The organism is Candidatus Ulvibacter alkanivorans, assembly GCF_003333325.1.
Classification (GTDB): Bacteria; Bacteroidota; Bacteroidia; order Flavobacteriales; family Flavobacteriaceae; genus Ulvibacter_A; species Ulvibacter_A alkanivorans.
Genome location: NZ_QOLC01000098.1, coordinates 123,551 through 141,488, shown reverse-complemented (window position 1 = coordinate 141,488; position 17,938 = coordinate 123,551). Strand labels below are relative to the sequence as shown.

General features: G+C 41.8%; 13 protein-coding genes and 2 tRNA genes. 10 read left to right on the top strand and 5 right to left on the bottom strand.

Annotated features, from left to right (window positions below):
- Window positions 1–195: 195 nt before the first annotated feature.
- Both DWA30_RS11370 and rnhB read right to left on the bottom strand, forming a co-directional pair.
- Entirely contained in the window at window positions 196–2,640 is a 2,445-nt protein-coding gene (locus DWA30_RS11370; protein ID WP_114492662.1) for a hypothetical protein, read from the bottom strand.
- Window positions 2,641–2,781: 141 nt separating this feature from the next.
- Window positions 2,782–3,381, bottom strand: a complete 600-nt coding sequence (rnhB, locus tag DWA30_RS11365) for a ribonuclease HII (RefSeq protein WP_114492661.1) — start codon at window positions 3,379–3,381, stop codon at window positions 2,782–2,784.
- 62 nt (window positions 3,382–3,443) lie between these two features.
- Here rnhB and DWA30_RS11360 point away from each other — a divergent pair, with 62 nt between their 5' ends.
- Window positions 3,444–5,330, top strand: coding sequence for a putative porin (locus tag DWA30_RS11360; RefSeq protein ID WP_114492660.1), 1,887 nt, complete (start codon window positions 3,444–3,446; stop codon window positions 5,328–5,330).
- 187 nt (window positions 5,331–5,517) lie between these two features.
- Here DWA30_RS11360 and DWA30_RS11355 read toward each other — a convergent pair whose 3' ends face one another.
- Window positions 5,518–6,660, bottom strand: a complete 1,143-nt coding sequence (locus DWA30_RS11355; RefSeq protein WP_114492659.1) for an acyl-CoA dehydrogenase — start codon at window positions 6,658–6,660, stop codon at window positions 5,518–5,520.
- A gap of 186 nt (window positions 6,661–6,846) precedes the next feature.
- On the opposite strand from DWA30_RS11355, the gene DWA30_RS11350 reads away from it, so the two are divergent.
- The 9 genes from DWA30_RS11350 (at window position 6,847) to DWA30_RS11310 (ending at window position 14,406) form a co-directional block, all read left to right on the top strand.
- The gene (locus tag DWA30_RS11350) at window positions 6,847–7,923 is read left to right on the top strand and encodes an anhydro-N-acetylmuramic acid kinase (protein ID WP_114492658.1); all 1,077 of its coding nucleotides are present in this window, start codon (window positions 6,847–6,849) and stop codon (window positions 7,921–7,923) included.
- Between the two features lie 64 nt (window positions 7,924–7,987).
- On the top strand, window positions 7,988–9,214 hold the full coding sequence (locus DWA30_RS11345) for a Glu/Leu/Phe/Val dehydrogenase dimerization domain-containing protein (RefSeq protein ID WP_114492657.1): 1,227 nt from the start codon (window positions 7,988–7,990) through the stop codon (window positions 9,212–9,214).
- A 26-nt stretch (window positions 9,215–9,240) separates the two neighbouring features.
- On the top strand, window positions 9,241–10,620 hold the full coding sequence (nhaD, locus tag DWA30_RS11340) for a sodium:proton antiporter NhaD (protein ID WP_114492656.1): 1,380 nt from the start codon (window positions 9,241–9,243) through the stop codon (window positions 10,618–10,620).
- A gap of 45 nt (window positions 10,621–10,665) precedes the next feature.
- Entirely contained in the window at window positions 10,666–11,367 is a 702-nt protein-coding gene (locus DWA30_RS11335) for a MotA/TolQ/ExbB proton channel family protein (protein WP_114492655.1), read from the top strand.
- Window positions 11,367–11,759, top strand: a complete 393-nt coding sequence (locus DWA30_RS11330; protein WP_114492654.1) for an ExbD/TolR family protein — start codon at window positions 11,367–11,369, stop codon at window positions 11,757–11,759. The genes DWA30_RS11335 and DWA30_RS11330 overlap by 1 nt, the downstream gene beginning before the upstream one ends.
- A 148-nt stretch (window positions 11,760–11,907) precedes the next feature.
- Window positions 11,908–12,729 (top strand): energy transducer TonB, encoded by an 822-nt coding sequence (locus DWA30_RS11325; protein WP_114492653.1) that lies wholly within the window; start codon window positions 11,908–11,910, stop codon window positions 12,727–12,729.
- Window positions 12,730–12,830: 101 nt separating this feature from the next.
- Window positions 12,831–14,003, top strand: coding sequence for a bifunctional folylpolyglutamate synthase/dihydrofolate synthase (locus DWA30_RS11320; RefSeq protein ID WP_114492652.1), 1,173 nt, complete (start codon window positions 12,831–12,833; stop codon window positions 14,001–14,003).
- Window positions 14,004–14,068: 65 nt separating this feature from the next.
- Window positions 14,069–14,143 (top strand) — tRNA-Val (locus DWA30_RS11315).
- 188 nt (window positions 14,144–14,331) lie between these two features.
- Window positions 14,332–14,406: transfer RNA gene (locus DWA30_RS11310), tRNA-Val, on the top strand.
- Between the two features lie 420 nt (window positions 14,407–14,826).
- Here the strand turns inward: DWA30_RS11310 and DWA30_RS11305 are convergent.
- Together DWA30_RS11305 and gldJ are read right to left on the bottom strand one after the other, a co-directional pair.
- A complete protein-coding gene (locus tag DWA30_RS11305; RefSeq protein ID WP_114492651.1) occupies window positions 14,827–16,107 on the bottom strand; it encodes a UDP-N-acetylmuramoyl-tripeptide--D-alanyl-D-alanine ligase in 1,281 nt (426 codons plus the stop codon).
- Window positions 16,108–16,177: 70 nt separating this feature from the next.
- Window positions 16,178–17,863, bottom strand: coding sequence for a gliding motility lipoprotein GldJ (gene gldJ / locus DWA30_RS11300; RefSeq protein ID WP_114492650.1), 1,686 nt, complete (start codon window positions 17,861–17,863; stop codon window positions 16,178–16,180).
- Window positions 17,864–17,938 lie beyond the last annotated feature (75 nt).

The following is a 17,938-nucleotide window of genomic DNA, read 5'->3' as shown; positions in this document are numbered from 1 at the left end:
TAAATTTAATTAGACATTAGTATGTTGACTTATCTTGCCTTCAAAGATCAGCTGTTTATTTATTGGTCTCAAATTAGGAGGAGTACGTCTGAATGCGTTTAAGTTCAGTAAGCGATTAATTGCGACCAGTTATACTAACCGATCATTGAAAACCTAAAATACAAAATAATTTTTAAAACCCCTAAGCACACGCACTTAGTGCAACTTATATACAATAATTTCTCGATTGTCCCCTTGTGTGGTGAGTAAGATCTTTTTCGTGCGTGCATCATAGGCGAGTTGCGGGATACTGCCACCGTAGATGGGGAAGCCGGTTACCAACGTTCCGTCTTTGGTAAAAACATATACTTTGTTCTCTTGTGTTTCAGTAAGCGCTATATAGGTGGATTGACGTGTGGATAAGACAGTAGGTCGCGTATATATACCAAAAGGCAATTCGACCAGCTTTCCATTAATACGCAGTAAATTATCATCGAGAGTGACTTTAGTTCTGCCCATGCTCGTAAACCAATAACTATTCGAAACGTTCAATGGCTGTGACGCGGTTTTTCCACTTTGTGAAATACGCTCCTTGCTCATTTCTTTAGTGATAACAACAAATTCGTTGCCTTCGTAGGTAATGGGTATTTCTGAAAAATCATACTTTTTTGAAACTGAGACTCTAGATTTTCCAACCCGACTTAAAATATTGAGTTTTCCGTTTTCTTCCGGGATCACGATATAATCCTTATTACCCATACGAATGTGTTTCGGTGGCTGAACGATTTCAGATGACGCGTTCTTGAAAGTAAAACCGGATACGATCTGTGCATTACGATCGTACATAAGTACCTCGTCACCCTGGGTGATCACAAACCGATACCTCCTGTTGTTGTCATAGTCGAAAACAGAAAGCGGTTGCGTAACTTTGTCTTTGAATTTTATAGGAAATGGAGCTACTTCCGATCCATTTCTGTCTAGTATATAGAAGGTAGAGGGCGTCGTGAAAGCAAGCTGTTTTTTACCATTTCTTAAAAGATCCACTTCTTCAATCCCACCAAGAATTGGACCGTCCAATTTTTTATCCCAAAGCACCTTGCCACCGGCAGAGATTAGGTGTAGCGTATTGGTTACATCTTGTACCACAACATCTTGCCCTTTTGTTCTATGATTGCTGAAAAAGGTAGGAGGCCCTAATATTTCTTGATCTATTTGTTGGGTGAATTCTTCGGAAACCGATCCGGATAGCCTTACACCATTGGAAATCTCTTTACAAACCAAGTTTATATGAGCAAAATCTCTATCGTGTACCAGCTGTACTACGGCAAGTGGGTACTTCTTTATGGAAACCGATCTAATTTCTGAAGCAGCCGCCTCAGTAAATAACCGGCTGAGTGCCGTACCTATGCTTCCATTCATCTTGTAAACAACCAATGAAGCCGATGTACTCAATCTTGACGCTGCCTCTTTATAATAAGGTGTTGCCGCCAATATATCATTGTTCTTATACGCAATGATCATTTGGTTTGCAAGATCTTCAGTTGGGGCAAAAACAAAATAGGAGTCTAATTGAATCGCAAAAGCGGTATTGGTTTGCGGAATTAAGGGGGACATGGTTTCAGAAAAAAGACGCTCTTCACTAAAACTATAAATAGTGACTTCTCTAAAACTACTTACTTCGGTTAAAAATGGCGCTAATGCTTCATGGGTTAACATAGCGTCGGTACTATTTGCTGCGACAACAATCCCGTTCTTTAGTTCAATACTGCCAATTTCGCTCAAGGTTTCAAAGATCCCGGTCGGGGAGGGGTCCGTCTGGGTACCTTCGAAATTGCGCAAGGCAGTTTTAAGTGCTGAAGCATCATTATAAGTAAAGACTACCGCATCTAATGCATCGGTTGGGATTACATTCGCAATGGTGTTTTGTTGAGGGACTTGTCCTTTAAAAACTGATAGTAGTTGCGGTACGGTATCCTGAGCCAACAATACGCCGGTACCGGTTATACCATTTGGTAGTACGGTAAGATCTAAAGTGGCCCAAGAACCGAGGTTGTATTGCGTAGAATCGGTTACCGCTATGGCATTCGCTCTATACAAAATCGAAAAATCGGCTTCACTTTTTACCGAATACACTTTTTCAAAAGTTTCGGTCTTCTCTGTACTACCCTTCAAAATATCTTGAAGTATACGCTGCGATGAGGAACCGATAAAGATACTATCCTGTACGGCGGTAAATGCAATTTGATCATCGATCGTAACACGTTGTATCGAAATATCGTCGTAGGTGAGTGTTTCTATCGATTTATTTGCGATCGAATCGGTTTCGAACAATCCTTCGGTAAGTCGGGTAATGACTGTATACGCAGCCGTAGAATCAGATAATTTGTTGATGGCGAGTAGCGCAGGTGAAGTAGGCTCGAGATAATGTAATAATGTGGCTTTTTCAGAAAAAAACGCCGAAACTTTAGTATCACTAAACTGAGCTATTAAACTATTGTTCGCAATATCAGTTTGAAGTCCGTCCCAACTGGCAATTTTAAATACTAGCTGGGTGTCTTCAGGAACAAAATCGATAAGTGCTCGTTGTGTTTTTGTATTATTTGTACAGCTGTACACAACAAGAATGACCAAGCCAATTGCGAAGGGTTTCAGAAACTTCATATACACAAAAATAACAAGCTTTTGGTTGCGAAGTTGGTCAATTGATTATAGTTTATTGACGTGTTTTCAACAATGATGTTGCGTTAGGTTTTTTCAATTTTCAGTTTAGTGCCTGAATGACTTAGTGAAAAATTTACCAAATCATAACTTTAATTTCAACTGTTCGGGAAGTAACTTAAAACTTTTTCGATGAAAAGGTGACACACCGTATTTCTGAATAGCAGCACGATGTTCCACAGTTGGATACCCCTTGTTCTTTTGCCAATTGTACATGGGATAATCGTCATGTATCCGTTTCATAAAGGCATCACGTGCGGTCTTTGCTAAAATAGATGCAGCTGCAATGTGCAAGTATTTGCTGTCTCCCTTGATTACACATTCGTAAGGTGTTTTTCCGAAGGGTTTAAAACGGTTGCCGTCAATAGCAATAAACTCTGGTGGAGTAGTAAGCTTTTCTATGGCACGATGCATGGCAAGTATCGAAGCGTTTAGGATATTTATTGTATCGATCTCGTCCATCATTACGTGCGCAACTGCGCAAGCCTTCGCTTCGGTTTCGATCACTTCTTTAAGCAGTAGTCTTTTCTTTTCTGAAAGTTGTTTGGAATCGGTTAAAAAAGGATGGTTAAAATCGTCAGGGAGGATCACCGCAGCTGCTGTAACGGGTCCTGCCAAACATCCGCGTCCGGCTTCATCGGTTCCGCATTCTAATAAGGAGGAATGAATTTTTAGTTGCAGCATATAAAATTAAAAATACGGAATTCCGTTTAAAAATATACCTTTGCGCCATAAGTTATCGATCGATGAAAAAAATTGGATTGTTATTGTTTTGTATATGCCTTCCAAGCCTATTAAGTGCGCAGGCCGATCCTTCCGAAGAAAGAGAAAAACCACCCATAGAACTGTATAAGATCATCTCGGCGCAGCGTGATACCACCTTCGTCGATACCTCGCTAACGATCGAAAAAGAATACAAGTTCAATTACTTACGAGGGGATAATTTTGAATTGTTGCCATTTTCAAATGTGGGGCATACCTATAATACGCTGGCCTACGATTTTTCAACGCTTAACTTGAAACCACTATTCGCCGCACAAGGTCATCATTTTAATTATGCCGAGATCGATGACATGCAGTACTTCAATGTGCCAACGCCATTGACCGAACTTTACTTTAAAACGGCCTTTGAGCAAGGACAGCAGTTAGACGCATTCTTTACCATAAACACTTCGAAACAGTTCAATTTTTCGCTTGCCTACAAAGGGGTTCGCTCTTTGGGGCTATATCAAAATAACCTAACCAGTACAGGGAATCTTCGATTTACAACTAATTACAGCAGCAAGAACAATCGTTATTCGCTACGCGCTCATATTGCAGCTCAGGACATTACCAACGAAGAGAATGGCGGATTGCAAGACGCGTCTATTCCGTTATTTGTAAACGACGACCCCGATTTTGAAGACAGGGGGCGCTTGGAAGTAAATTTTGAGGATGCGGAGAACCGATTGGAGGGGCTGCGGTTTTATGGTGATCAGCAGTACGAGCTAATAAGTAAAAAAGATAGTTTACGCTACTCGATAGTTTCGCTAGGAACTACCATAAGTTTTGAAGATAAATTTTACCGTTATACCCAAGGGAGTCCGTTTAGTGAATTTGGAGAATCGTATCAAGTGGCAGACCTTAGGGATAAAGTGACCTTGGAAGACTTTAATGCCAAGGCGTATGCAAAGTTCGATTCTAATATCTTCGGAAGTATTTCCGGTTTTATTGGATACAACGATTACAATTATGGGTACGACTCGGTCCTTATTTTAGATGAAGGACGCATTAGCAACCGAATCAAAGGAAGCCTTGTTCAAGCGGGAGCAACCTATAGGAAAGAATATCGCGGATTTGCAATATCCGGAAAAGGAGCTATCAATATTTCGGGGGACCTTGACGGGAATTATCTGCAAGGTGCTATTGCCTTTGCCCTAAATGAAACTAATAAGGCCGAAGCCAGTGTTACACTACATTCGGTGGCTCCCAACTTTAACTTTTTGCTGTATCAAAGCGATTATGTAAATTATAACTGGCAGAACAATCTCGATAACGTTAAGACCCAAGAACTTAAATTTGAGTTGCAGTCAAAAAAGCTTCTAAACGCCACAGTAAGTTACACCGGAATTGATGATCATACCTATTTTGGATTGCGCCCTAATGATTCTACGCCTACGCCTATTCAGTTCGACGGTCGCGTAGATTATTTAAAGGTGAAAGCAGAAAGAACCTTTACATACGGCAAATTTTCGTTGGCGAATACGGTGCTGTTTCAACAAGCAGTGAGTGGAGAAGAGGTCTTTAAAGTGCCGCAGATCGTAACACGGCAGTCGCTGTATTATACCGACGAGTGGTTTAAAAAAGCGTTGTTCCTTCAGACCGGGATCAATTTTAAGTACTTTAGCTCGTACAACATGAATGCCTACGACCCTGTATTGGGAGAGTTCTTTGTTCAGAATGATGTGAAACTGGGCGGATTTCCTTTGGTCGATCTGTTCTTTAACGCCAAGGTACGACAAACCCGAATTTTTGTGAAGTACGAGCACATCAACGCCTTGTTCGTTAACAAGAATGAATACTTTGCTGCTCCCGGATATCCGTATCGCGATCCGGTGATCCGATTCGGTTTGGTTTGGAATTTCTTTTTGTAGCTCACTACGCTACTATACGCTATATGTTGATCTCCTAATTTCTTTTTTTGTTTGCTTCGGAAGCAAATACCTCGCTGTTCTTGAAATAATTTATAGCCTGGTCTTGAAGTTGTAGGCTTCGAAGACTCGCCATAAAAAAACCCGACACTGGGTCGGGTTCATTATGTTTGGGTTGTAAATTTGCGACTTAGTCTCTTAGGAGTCCGCGAGAGATCACGATCTTCTGGATCTCGCTGGTCCCTTCGTAGATCTGGGTGATCTTGGCGTCACGCATAAGGCGTTCTACGTGGTATTCTTTCACGTACCCATTACCGCCGTGTACTTGTACCGCCTCAACGGTAACATCCATGGCCACTTGCGATGCGTATAGTTTTGCCATAGCGCCACTCATATCGTAGTTGTTTCCTTGGTCTTTGTCCCAAGCAGCTTTCATGACCAGATGGCGTGCTGCCGTGATCGAAGTGTGCATGTCGGCCAATTTAAAAGCGATGGCTTGGTGATTACAGATCTCCGTTCCGAAGGCCTTGCGAACTTTAGAGTACTCGCGAGCCAGGTCGTAGGCTCCTGCTGCAATTCCCAAAGCTTGAGCGGCGATTCCGATACGCCCACCCGACAAGGTCTTCATGGCGAATTTAAATCCGAAACCATCTTCTCCAATCCTATTTTCCTTAGGTACTTTTACATCGTTGAAGATCAAAGAATGGGTGTCACTTCCACGAATCCCCAGTTTGTCTTCTTTAGGTCCAACTTCAAATCCGTCCCATCCTTTTTCGACGATAAAAGCGTTGATCCCTTTGTGTTTTTTTTCTTTATCGGTTTGTGCGATCACTAAGTAGTAATCGGCTGTACCTCCATTGGTGATCCAGTTCTTGGTGCCGTTCAATATGTAGTGATCTCCTTTGTCGATAGCGGTGGTGCGTTGTGATGTTGCATCGCTTCCGGCTTCCGGTTCACTTAAACAAAAAGCGCCGATAGATTCACCGGTTGCTAATTTGGTAAGGTATTTTTGTTTTTGTTCTTCAGTCCCGTATGCTTGAATTCCGTAGCATACCAATGAATTGTTCACCGACACGATCACCGAAGCAGAAGCATCGATCTTGCTTAATTCTTCCATGGCTAACACGTACGAAACGGTATCCATACCGCCACCGCCGTATTTTGGGTCGACCATCATACCAAGAAAGCCAAGCTCTCCCATTTTTTTTACCTGTTCGGTTGGGAATTCTTGTTTGGTATCCCGTTCAATAACGCCTGGGAGTAATTCGGTTCTAGCAAAATCGCGGGCTGCGTCGCGTATTAGTTTGTGTTCTTCGGAAAGACTAAAGTCCATAATGTGTTTGTATTAAAGAGGGGCAAAGGTACTGCTAAAAAAGGAAATCTCAAATCACAATTCATAAAATAGCAAGACACTATATTACACCTACAACCTATTGTCTGTAGCTTTGTTTTTGTATTTTGCCAATGTGTACACATACAGGGATACAGCATAGAAGCTGCCCGATAAAAATCAATAGTATTGAAAACCCAAAAGTATCATGTGCTCGGAGTGATGAGTGGGACTTCCCTTGACGGGATCGATCTTGCCGAATGTATTTTTGAACATACCGAAAATGCAACCAAGAAGGCCAGTTGGAAATTTTCGATTGGGGCTACTACTACTGTGTCATATGCAACCAATTGGAAAAAACGCTTGCAAGAGGCGGTTTCATTTTCCGAAGCTGAACTTATCACCTTAAATTGTGATTATACCGACTACCTTTCCGAAGTAATCAAAAATTTTATCGATGCACAAAAGCTTTACTCCTTGGACGCCATTTGTAGTCACGGTCATACGATCTTACATCAGCCCGATAAGGGCATCACCTTGCAAATTGGAAATTTACCGCAACTCGCAACAAGTGTACAAAAAATGGTTGTCTGTGACTTTCGTGTTCAGGATGTTGGATTAGGAGGACAGGGTGCTCCTTTAGTGCCTATTGGCGACCGATTGCTTTTTGGAAATTACGAGTACTGTCTCAATTTGGGCGGATTTGCGAATTGTTCGTTCGAGCGCAAGGGAAAACGCATTGCCTACGATATTTGTCCGGTGAATATAGTGCTGAATCGCTATGCACAGCAATTGGGACAAGACTATGATGACAATGGCAATATTGCTGCTTCCGCGGAGGTTGATCCTGCTTTGTTACAAGCGTTGGGACAGTTAGAATTTTATTTTCAGCCGGCGCCAAAATCACTCGGACTCGAATGGGTGAAGACTTCGGTGTTTCCTTTGTTAGAAGAGAGTGGTTGTACTTCGGAAACCATTCTAGCCACATTTACAGAACATATCGCCATGCAACTTGCCGCACAATTTGAAAGCGGTACTACGGTCTTGGTTACTGGAGGAGGTGCTTATAATTCATATTTGTTAGAACGATTGAAGCAGCATGCAGCTGTCGAGATCGTTTGTCCATCGAAAACGCTCATAGAGTATAAAGAGGCATTGATTTTTGGGCTTTTGGGTGTCTTAAAAATAAGAGGAGAGGTCAATTGCCTGGCAAGTGTAACCGGATCGAAAAAAGATCATTCGAGCGGTGAAGTATTCATTCCCTAAAATTTACCTAAATTCCGTATAAAGCGAAAGGTGTTTTTTTATATTTGTGGCATAACTTTAATTGATGAAAGAACTTCTAATCAAGTACGAGAATAAAGAACCCGAAATTGTTTTTCACTGGAATGACCCTGAGACCGAGGCCGAAGGCTGGACGGTGATCAACTCATTGCGTGGTGGTGCCGCCGGTGGCGGAACACGAATGCGAGTTGGTCTCAATGAAAACGAAGTGCTCTCATTGGCAAAGACCATGGAGGTTAAATTTACCGTATCTGGTCCGGCGATAGGAGGTGCAAAATCCGGCATTAATTTCGATCCACACGATCCTCGAAAAAAAGGAGTGCTGGAACGATGGTATAAAGCAGTTTCACCTTTGTTAAAAGCATATTATGGTACTGGTGGAGATCTAAATGTAGATGAGATTCATGAAGTGATCCCAATTACTGAAGAAAGTGGTGTCTGGCATCCTCAAGAAGGAGTTTTCAATGGCCATTTTACCCCATCGGAAGCCGATAAGATTAATCGTATCGGGCAGTTACGACAAGGGGTGATAAAAGTACTTGAGAATGACACCTATTCTCCCGATGTCTCTCGAAAATATACTGTGGCCGATATGATCACCGGATATGGAGTAGCCGAGGCAGTACGTCACTATTACGACATCTACGGCGGTAATGTAGAAGGAAAGCGAGCTGTCGTACAAGGATTTGGGAATGTAGGCGCCGCCGCTGCATACTATTTGGCCCAAATGGGAGCCAAAGTAGTAGGGATCATCGACCGTGTTGGAGGTGTGATCAATAAAGACGGATTTTCTTTTGAAGAAATAACTGAACTGTTCTTAAATAAGGATGGAAATACACTTGTGACAGATAATATGATCTCTTTTGAAGAGATCAACGAAAAGATCTGGACCCTAGAATGTGAAGTGTTCGCGCCCTGTGCAGCTTCCCGATTGATCACCCAAGATCAGATCGCTTCTATGATAGAGACCGGCTTAGAAGTTATTAGTTGCGGAGCAAATGTACCGTTTGCCGATAAAGAGATCTTTTTTGGTCCTATCATGGAATTTACAGACGAGCGCGTTAGCTTGATTCCCGATTTTATTTCAAATTGTGGGATGGCACGAGTGTTCGCTTATTTTATGGAACGCAAGGTGCAGATGACCGATGAGGCTATCTTTAACGATACGTCAATGACCATTAAAAATGCTATTCAAAATACATTCGATAATAATAGTACCAAAACTAACATAAGCCGTACGGCCTTTGAAATTGCCTTGAATCAATTAATATAAGCAGCACTTAACGAATCCCTCATAATATGGAATCAATTATACTATTAATCTTTGTTATTGGATATCTGTCCATAACATTAGAGCACCCATTGCGTTTAGATAAAACAGTACCTGCCTTAATAATGGCGGCTTTAATTTGGGCAGTCTTGGCCGTCGGATTCCAATCGGGTTGGTACGATGTGATCGACTCGCACGAAACAGCTTATAATCTCCTCGGTGGTGGAGAAGCCGCAGAAGAAGGATTTAAAAATACACTGCTACACCATCTAGGAAAAACAGCAGAGATCCTTATCTTCTTAATTGGAGCGATGACGATTGTGGAGATCATAGACCTCCATAGAGGTTTTGAGATCCTGAAAGGAGCTGTTCGCACGCGTAGCAAAAGAAAACTATTGTGGATCATTGGTGTATTGGCCTTTATACTTTCGGCCATCATCGACAACCTTACTGCTACCATTGTACTTGTCACCTTGCTGCGAAAACTAATTCATAAACGAGAAGACCGACTGTGGTATGCCGCTATGGTGGTAATTGCAGCAAATGCCGGAGGAGCCTGGTCACCAATTGGTGACGTAACCACTACCATGCTGTGGATCGCCGATAATGTGACGGCTGCCGGATTAATAAAATATGTGGTCGTTCCGTCAATAGTCTGTTTTATCATACCTTTTGTATTCGCCAGCTACATGAAACCGTTTAGCGGGTATATAGAAGTCGATACTACCGAAGACAAAGAATCAGAACGACTATTAAGTAGTAAAACAATGTTGTTCTTAGGATTAGGGATGATCGTTTCGGTACCGGTATTTAAAACAATAACTCATTTACCTCCATATATCGGAATGATGTTCGCCTTGGGAATTGTGTGGTTAGTTTCAGAATATATCCATCCAGAAGAAGACTTTAGTAAAGAACGTCGCCATTTGTACTCGGCACATAAGGCCCTTTCACGTATAGAAATTTCAAGCATACTTTTCTTCCTAGGGATCTTGATGGCCGTTGGAGGATTAGAAAGTTTGGTGTACGGTGTCGTAAATGGAGAAGAGGTAGGAACCTTACGCTATTTGGCAGAAGTGTTGCAAGGCGCGATCCCAAATCAAGATGTAGTGGTAATCCTTCTTGGTATTCTCTCTGCCATCATTGATAACGTACCTTTGGTGGCTGCTTCTATGGGAATGTACGATGCCCCAACCGATTCGGTACTATGGCATTTTATAGCTTATTCGGCCGGAACAGGAGGAAGTATGCTCATCATCGGTTCTGCCGCTGGGGTCGCAGCAATGGGAATGGAGCGTATCGATTTTATTTGGTACCTAAAGAAAATTGCTTGGTTGGCTTTCGTCGGATTTATTGCCGGAGCTGGTGTATTCTTATTGATGGAACACTTCTTATTTTCTGCGACATAACAAATTCTTATAATTATCGTTATTCATTAAAACCAAATGTAACCTATGCTTAACTTCTTAATTCAGGAAGGCGTTGACGAATCGCTTCAGGACATGGAGCCGGTAGTCGAAGAAAAAACACTTTCTATCATAGAGCTATTGCTCAATGGCGGGTTGGCCGCACAAATTATTATCGGTGTATTATTCATCTTGCTCTTTGTAGCCGTATATATTTATTTCGAACGATTGTTCGCGGTAAAAGCAGCTTCAAAAATGGATAATAATTTTATGAATCAAATTCGTGATAATGTGGCCTCTGGTAACGTTCAAGCAGCCAAAGTACTTTGTGCCCAACAGAACAGCCCGGTATCTCGTCTCACCGAAAAAGGGATCTCACGCATAGGCAGCCCATTAGAAGACATCAACACCGCCATCGAAAATGCTGGTCGACTAGAAGTATATAAACTAGAGAAAAATGTAAGTGTCTTGGCAACCATTGCAGGAGCAGCACCTATGATCGGGTTCCTAGGTACCGTAATTGGAATGGTACTTGCCTTTCATCAATTGGCAACTAGTAGCGGACAAGCAGAAATGGGAGCCTTGGCAGAAGGGATCTATACAGCCATGACAACCACTGTGGCCGGACTTATTGTCGGTATTATAGCATATATGGGTTACAATCATATTGTGGTACGAACCGATAAAGTAGTGCATCAAATGGAAGCGACAGCAGTCGATTTCTTAGATATATTAAACGAACCAGCCTAATGAATTTACGCGGAAGAAATAAAGTGAGCGCCGAGTTTAGCATGAGTTCCATGACCGATATTGTATTTTTATTGTTGGTGTTCTTCTTGCTTACTTCACCGGCGATCACACCGGACGCACTCGATCTTATCTTGCCTAAAGCTAAAGGTAAGAGTACGAACGTGCAAAAGGCGTCGGTTAGCATCACCAAAGACGGTGCATACTACGTAAACAAAGAACGCGTTAGTGAATATTCATTAGAAAAAGAATTGAATAACATCTTGGCAGGGCAAACAGAGCCAACCATAATTCTTCGCGCCGAAGAAGGTGTGCCCATCGAAGATGCAGTATTTGTAATGGACGTAGCAAACAAGAACAACTTTAAAGTAGTGTTGGCTGTTCGTCCTAATTAAATTGTTTTTTTGTTGGGCGTTCCCACGCCAAATGGCGTGGTCAGGTTTTCGCTACTACACGGTAGTATCGCTCAACCCTTAACGCAGCTTAGGATAAGAATAAAAAATATAAGATCTCACAACAATCATTTGCGATAACAAGCGGGGTATGAAATTTTTAGATACAAAACATAAAAAAAAGAGTATGACGATCACCGTGATCTTGCATATCCTTATTTTATTGTTGCTATTCTACGTGGGCTTGACCTACCTCGATCCGCCACCCGAAAATGGCATTGCCGTGAATTTCGGAACCACCGAGACTGGAAGCGGAAATATACAACCGCTCGAAAAGATCCAATCGGCACCCAAACAAACCACTCCCATTCCGGTAGAACAACCCAAATCTGAAATAAAAGAAGATGTGGTTACACAAGATAATGAGGAGGCGCCGGTGATCAAGAAAGAAAATACGGCCAAAGAACAAACGGAAACAAATAAAAAGATAGAACCCAAAAAGGAAACACCTAAAAAACCGGACCCTAAACCGGATAAGTCTACAAGCGATGCCCTGTCTAGTATTATCAACGGCCCAAAAAGCGATGGGACCGCAAAAGGGGGAGAGGGTAATGACGATACAGCCGGAGACAAAGGGAATCCCAATGGTGATCCAAATGCCAGTAGTTACTACGGTACAGGGAAAGGCTTGGATGGTGACGGAAATTATCTTTTAGGAGGACGCAAAGCATTGAACAAAGAAAAATTTGTACAGGATTGTAATGAAGCCGGGAAGGTTGTAGTAAGTATAGAAGTAGATCGAAGCGGTCGTGTAATTAGTGCTACACCCGGTGTACGCGGAACCACAAACAACTCTAGGTGTTTGTTAGAACCAGCTAAAAGAGCGGCGCTGGCAACTCGTTTTAATAGCGATGAAAATGCACCTGCTAAACAAATTGGAAAGATCATTTATAACTTTAAGCTTTCCGAATAAAATAGGGTACATCACTTTCTTATATTTGATACCTTTAATCAAATCTGTTTACCATCAATACATACGCAGAAACCATAGATTGGCTGTTTAGTCAGCTTCCCATGTATCAACGTGTAGGTCAAGTAGCGTATAAAGCCGACCTGTCGAATACCTTATTGCTAGCTGCTCATTTAGACCACCCCGAACGTGAATTTAAAAGTGTTCATGTGGCCGGGACCAACGGAAAGGGATCTACCAGCCATATGTTGGCTTCTATATTGCAAGAGGCAGGGTATAAAGTAGGATTGTATACGTCACCGCATCTAAAGGATTTTAGGGAGCGTATAAAGATCAATGGTGAAATGATCTCAGAACAAGCTGTGATCAATTTTGTAACAAACCATCGTTCGTTTTTTGAAACCAACCAATTGTCTTTTTTTGAAATGACGGTTGGAATGGCCTTCGATTACTTTAGAACCGAAAATATAGATATAGCCGTGATCGAAGTAGGTATGGGTGGCCGCTTGGACAGTACCAATATCGTTATGCCCGAGGTATCTGTCATTACCAATATAGGATTGGACCATACACAATTTTTGGGTTCAACCTTGGTAGAGATCTCTTCAGAAAAAGCGGGCATTATAAAAAACGAAACCCCGGTTGTAATTGGAGAAACACAAAAGGAGACTAAAGAGGTCTTTCAGAAAAAAGCCTTAGAGAATAAGGCGCCTATCCATTTTGCAGCCTTAGATGCGCATCCGCCCTTTACTTCCGATCTTAAAGGTAGTTATCAGAAGAAGAACATACGAACCGTACTCGCTACAGTTCGAGTACTTCGGGAATTGAATTGGAACATTTCGACGCACGATATTGATAAAGGTTTACAGCGTACTGTGATGAACACAGGATTACAAGGGCGATGGCAGCTGCTTCGAGATGGACCAAAAGTGATTTGCGATACAGCACATAATAAAGAGGGAATAGCGATGGTGCTCGCTCAAGTACGGCAAGAGCAATATAAGACGCTTCATATAGTGCTTGGCACAACTAACGATAAATCTTTAAAGGACTTGTTACCATTATTTCCAAAAGAGGCGGTCTATTATTTTTGTAAGGCAGACGTTCCCAGGGGCATGGACGCGGCGGTCCTGCAAGAAACGGCTGCTAACTATAGCTTAAAAGGAGCTCACTATCAAAGTGTTGAAAAAGCATATCAGGCTGCACTAGCGTGCGCCAATACAAACGACCTAATATTTGTAGGAGGCAGTACTTTTGTGGTTGCTGAAGTTTTGTAATTTTTTTTCAACTATTTTTTTGCGGGTATTAAAAACTACCTTATATTTGCCGTCCCTAACAGTAGGGGCGCGTAGCTCAGTTGGTTCAGAGCACTTGGTTTACACCCAAGGGGTCAGGGGTTCGAATCCCTTCGCGCCCACATAAAGCAGAATCCCGATGAAGTAATTCATCGGGATTTTTATTTTCGACATAATTGAATCGAAGGTTCAGTGCGTAACCGATTGTCTCATCTCATCGTCATTGAAGAATAGTTTTCCGAAGCGAAAATAATGAGAGCAAATAGGTTTAATTAATGCATCAGTTTAAGTATCTTGCATCGTAATTAACGGGCCATTAACTCAGTTGGTTCAGAGTGTCACGTCGACAACGTGGAAGTCATTGGTTCGAATCCAATATGGCCCACATCAAGCACAATCCCGATGAAGTAATTCATCGGGATTTTTATTTTCGACAGAATTGAACCGGAGGTTCAGAATTTTGGAGAAAATAAAAATCCTTACTGTGCGCTAGCACATTGGGATTGTATTTGCAGGCGTGGGTTTGATTTGGATCACGCGAGTAATCCTTGATTGGTTTGTGGAAGAATCTCTACTGTGCGCTAGCACATTGGGATTGTATTTGCAGGCGTTGGTTTGATTTGGATCACACGAGTAATCCTTGATTGGTTTGTGGAAGAATCTCTACTGTGCGCTAGCACATAGGGATTGTATTTGCAAGTGTGGGTTTATTTTGGATATAACTATTTAATGATGCAAATTATTTGATCCTCTACTTTTAAAGAAGACCATTTCAAATCATGCTTTTAATACGAATATTTTTGCGCTACAGTAACGGTACAATTCGTTCTAAGGCCATGCCACGCGAACCTTTGATCAATATTAAACTATTTGAAAGTGAGATGTTCTTTAATGCGTCGGCTAATTCTTGAAATGACCTATATTGATGTATATGTGCTGCGTCTGACTTCGTTTTATAAAAGTTCTCACCAATGATATAAGTAGTTCCAATTGAGTGTTTGGAAAGGTAATCAGTGATCTGTTGGTGTTCTGTGGCTGCGTCCTTACCAAGTTCGAACATATCTCCTAAGAATAAGTACTTTTGGTCACCTTTGGCACGCTCGAAATTTTGTATTGCGGCTTGCATACTTGTAGGATTCGCATTATAAGCATCCATGATAATCTTGTTGCTATTCTTTTCGATGACCTGCGATCTGTTATTCGACGGTACATACGATTCTATAGCACGTTTTGCGTTCGCAGGGGTAATACTAAAATGGGTTCCTATCGTGAGTGCTGCCAACAGATTGTGATAGTTATAATCGCCAACCAACCTACTTCTGATTTCGATTTTATCGTACTGTATGCCAATGGTATTGTCTTCCGAAGAACTTGACATATAAGCGTCTATACCTTTTTTAGGAATTGGAATGATCTCCATGTCTTTGGTGTTTTCGATTTGCTTTGCATCAGCTGTATTTACAAATACCGGTTTTCCTCGCTCCTTGAGATGTCGGTACAATTCAGTTTTGGCTTTTACGACCCCTTCTAAGCTTCCGAAGCCTTCCAAGTGCGCCTTGCCAAAATTCGTTATATAACCATAATCGGGCAGTGCGATTTCACAAAGTGCGGCGATTTCTCCGTGATGATTAGCTCCCATTTCAACGATTCCTATCTCGGTTTCTTGGTGCATATTTAACAAGGTAAGTGGTACACCAATATGATTGTTTAGGTTGCCGATGGTTGCCGAAACCTTGTATTGTTGTGCTAACACAGCGTGGATCAGTTCCTTGGTGGTCGTCTTTCCATTACTTCCGGTCAACGCAATAATGGGAAGTCCCAAGGCTTTACGATGGTGTGTTGCCAGCCGCTGAAGTGTTTCTAAGCTGTTTTCACATAAGAGGGTAGTGCCAGTGCTGTTTTCGTAAGTTGGGTCATCTATAAGCGCTTTGTACGCTCCTTGTTGTATTGCTTCGGAAGCAAAAGTATTTCCATCGAACTTCGCTCCTTTTAGTGCAACGAACAAACAGTTTGGCGTGATCTTTCTAGTGTCTGTGCAAATACCGGAGCTTTTAAGGAAATGACCGTAAATTTCTTCTATATTCATAACTTAAATGTACTAAAAAACCCTCCTACACAAGAAGTATAGGAGGGTCTTTTTTTTTATTGTAATCAACCTAGTTTCTAGGTCTTTTTCCTTTTTTAGATTTAGAACCAACGCGAGACATTGCACATCTAAATCCGATATAATCGGTTGCCATATCTTGTGGGAAATAGCGTCTTTGTGCCGGGTCTAACCAGTAGTCGCGATCTCTCCATGAACCACCTTTGTATACTCGTACTTCATTGTCGATAAGGGTAGTTCGGTTAGAAGACTCATCATACTGTCGTTCCAGTGTTCCAGAGCTATCTGCATAGACTTTATGCTTTGGTGAATTATACATACGTTTGGTGTCTTCTTCGGTCTCTTCTTCACCAAATTCGGCTGCGCCAAACGATTGGTAATAACGAGTAGAGCGCTTATCACCATCTCTGTAGTCACGATTGTCACTTTCAGAGAAGTTAGTTCTTAAATATGTTTCTTTTTCATCTACAGGAACTTGTAGGATCTCACCCGGTAAATTACGCGCTACGATTCGTCCGTTGCTTAGCGTATCGTACACAATCGAGTCTGCAGTAACTATTTTTGCCTTTCCATCTTTCCCAATAGCGTTTTTGGTGTAGACGTTTCCACGATAGTAGTTAAAGTCGTTAAATTCGTCATCTACGATGGGGCGATACACATCGGCAACCCATTCTGCTACGTTTCCGGCCATGTCGTAAAGTCCGTAATCGTTTGGCTCGTATGATTTAACTTCGGCAGTAATATCGGCACCGTCATCACTCCATCCTGCAATTCCACCGTAGTCACCGTCACCTTGTTTAAAGTTGGCCAATTGATCGCCACGGCTTCTTCTCTTTCCGGAACGTGTATATTGACCATCCCATGGATATTTTTTTCTTCCGCGATAAACGTTATAACTTCTTAGTCCAACTAATCCAAGTGCAGCATATTCCCACTCAGCTTCGGTAGGCAGGCGATACGCAGGCAGTAATAGTCCGTCTTTACGTTGTACATAAAGGTTGGTACTGTCTTCATTTCTCTTTAATAGCGATTCAGAACGCTTTCCACCACGAGTGATAGAGTCTTTTCCACCATAGGTTAATGTAGGACTGTCTAAATAGGTTTGTGTGCTAAAAGTTTCACCGGCATCTACGTCGTAACGAGCGTTACGAGAAGTAAAACCTTCTTCTTCTAAAATAAGTTCGTTAACTCGGTCGGTTCTCCAGTTACTGAATTCTACTGCTTGGATCCAACTAACACCTACTACCGGATAATCGGCATAGGCAGGGTGACGAAGGTAGTTGTTGGTCATCACTTCGTTAAATCCTAGACGGTTTCTCCAAACAAGCGTGTCTGGTAATGCGCCTTCGTAAATTAAGCGATAGTTATCATCACTTGGAGGGAATACTCTTTTTAACCAATCTAGGTATTCTAAGTACATTAGGTTGGTAACCTCGGTTTCGTCCATGTAGAAAGACTGAACGTGTTGTTGTGTTGGGGTGTTGTTCCAATCGTGCATCGGATCATCCTGTACCTTACCCATAGTGTAAGTACCACCTTCCACAAATACTAATCCGGGGCCGGTTTCTTGTTCTTTTGCTTTCGGGTTGTACTGGAATCCACCTTCTTTGGCGTTCATCTTCCAACCAGTAGCTCTGGAACTGTTTTTGTAATCACGGGATTTGTTACAACTAATTAAAAGTGTGGTTGCAACGATAGCTAAAATAAGCCGTAAAGTGACTGTTTTTCGTAAGTTCATAGTTCAGATTATGAAAAAATTGGGTTCGCAATATAGTAATTAACGATAAAAATGCAATATTATTTTAATATTTCT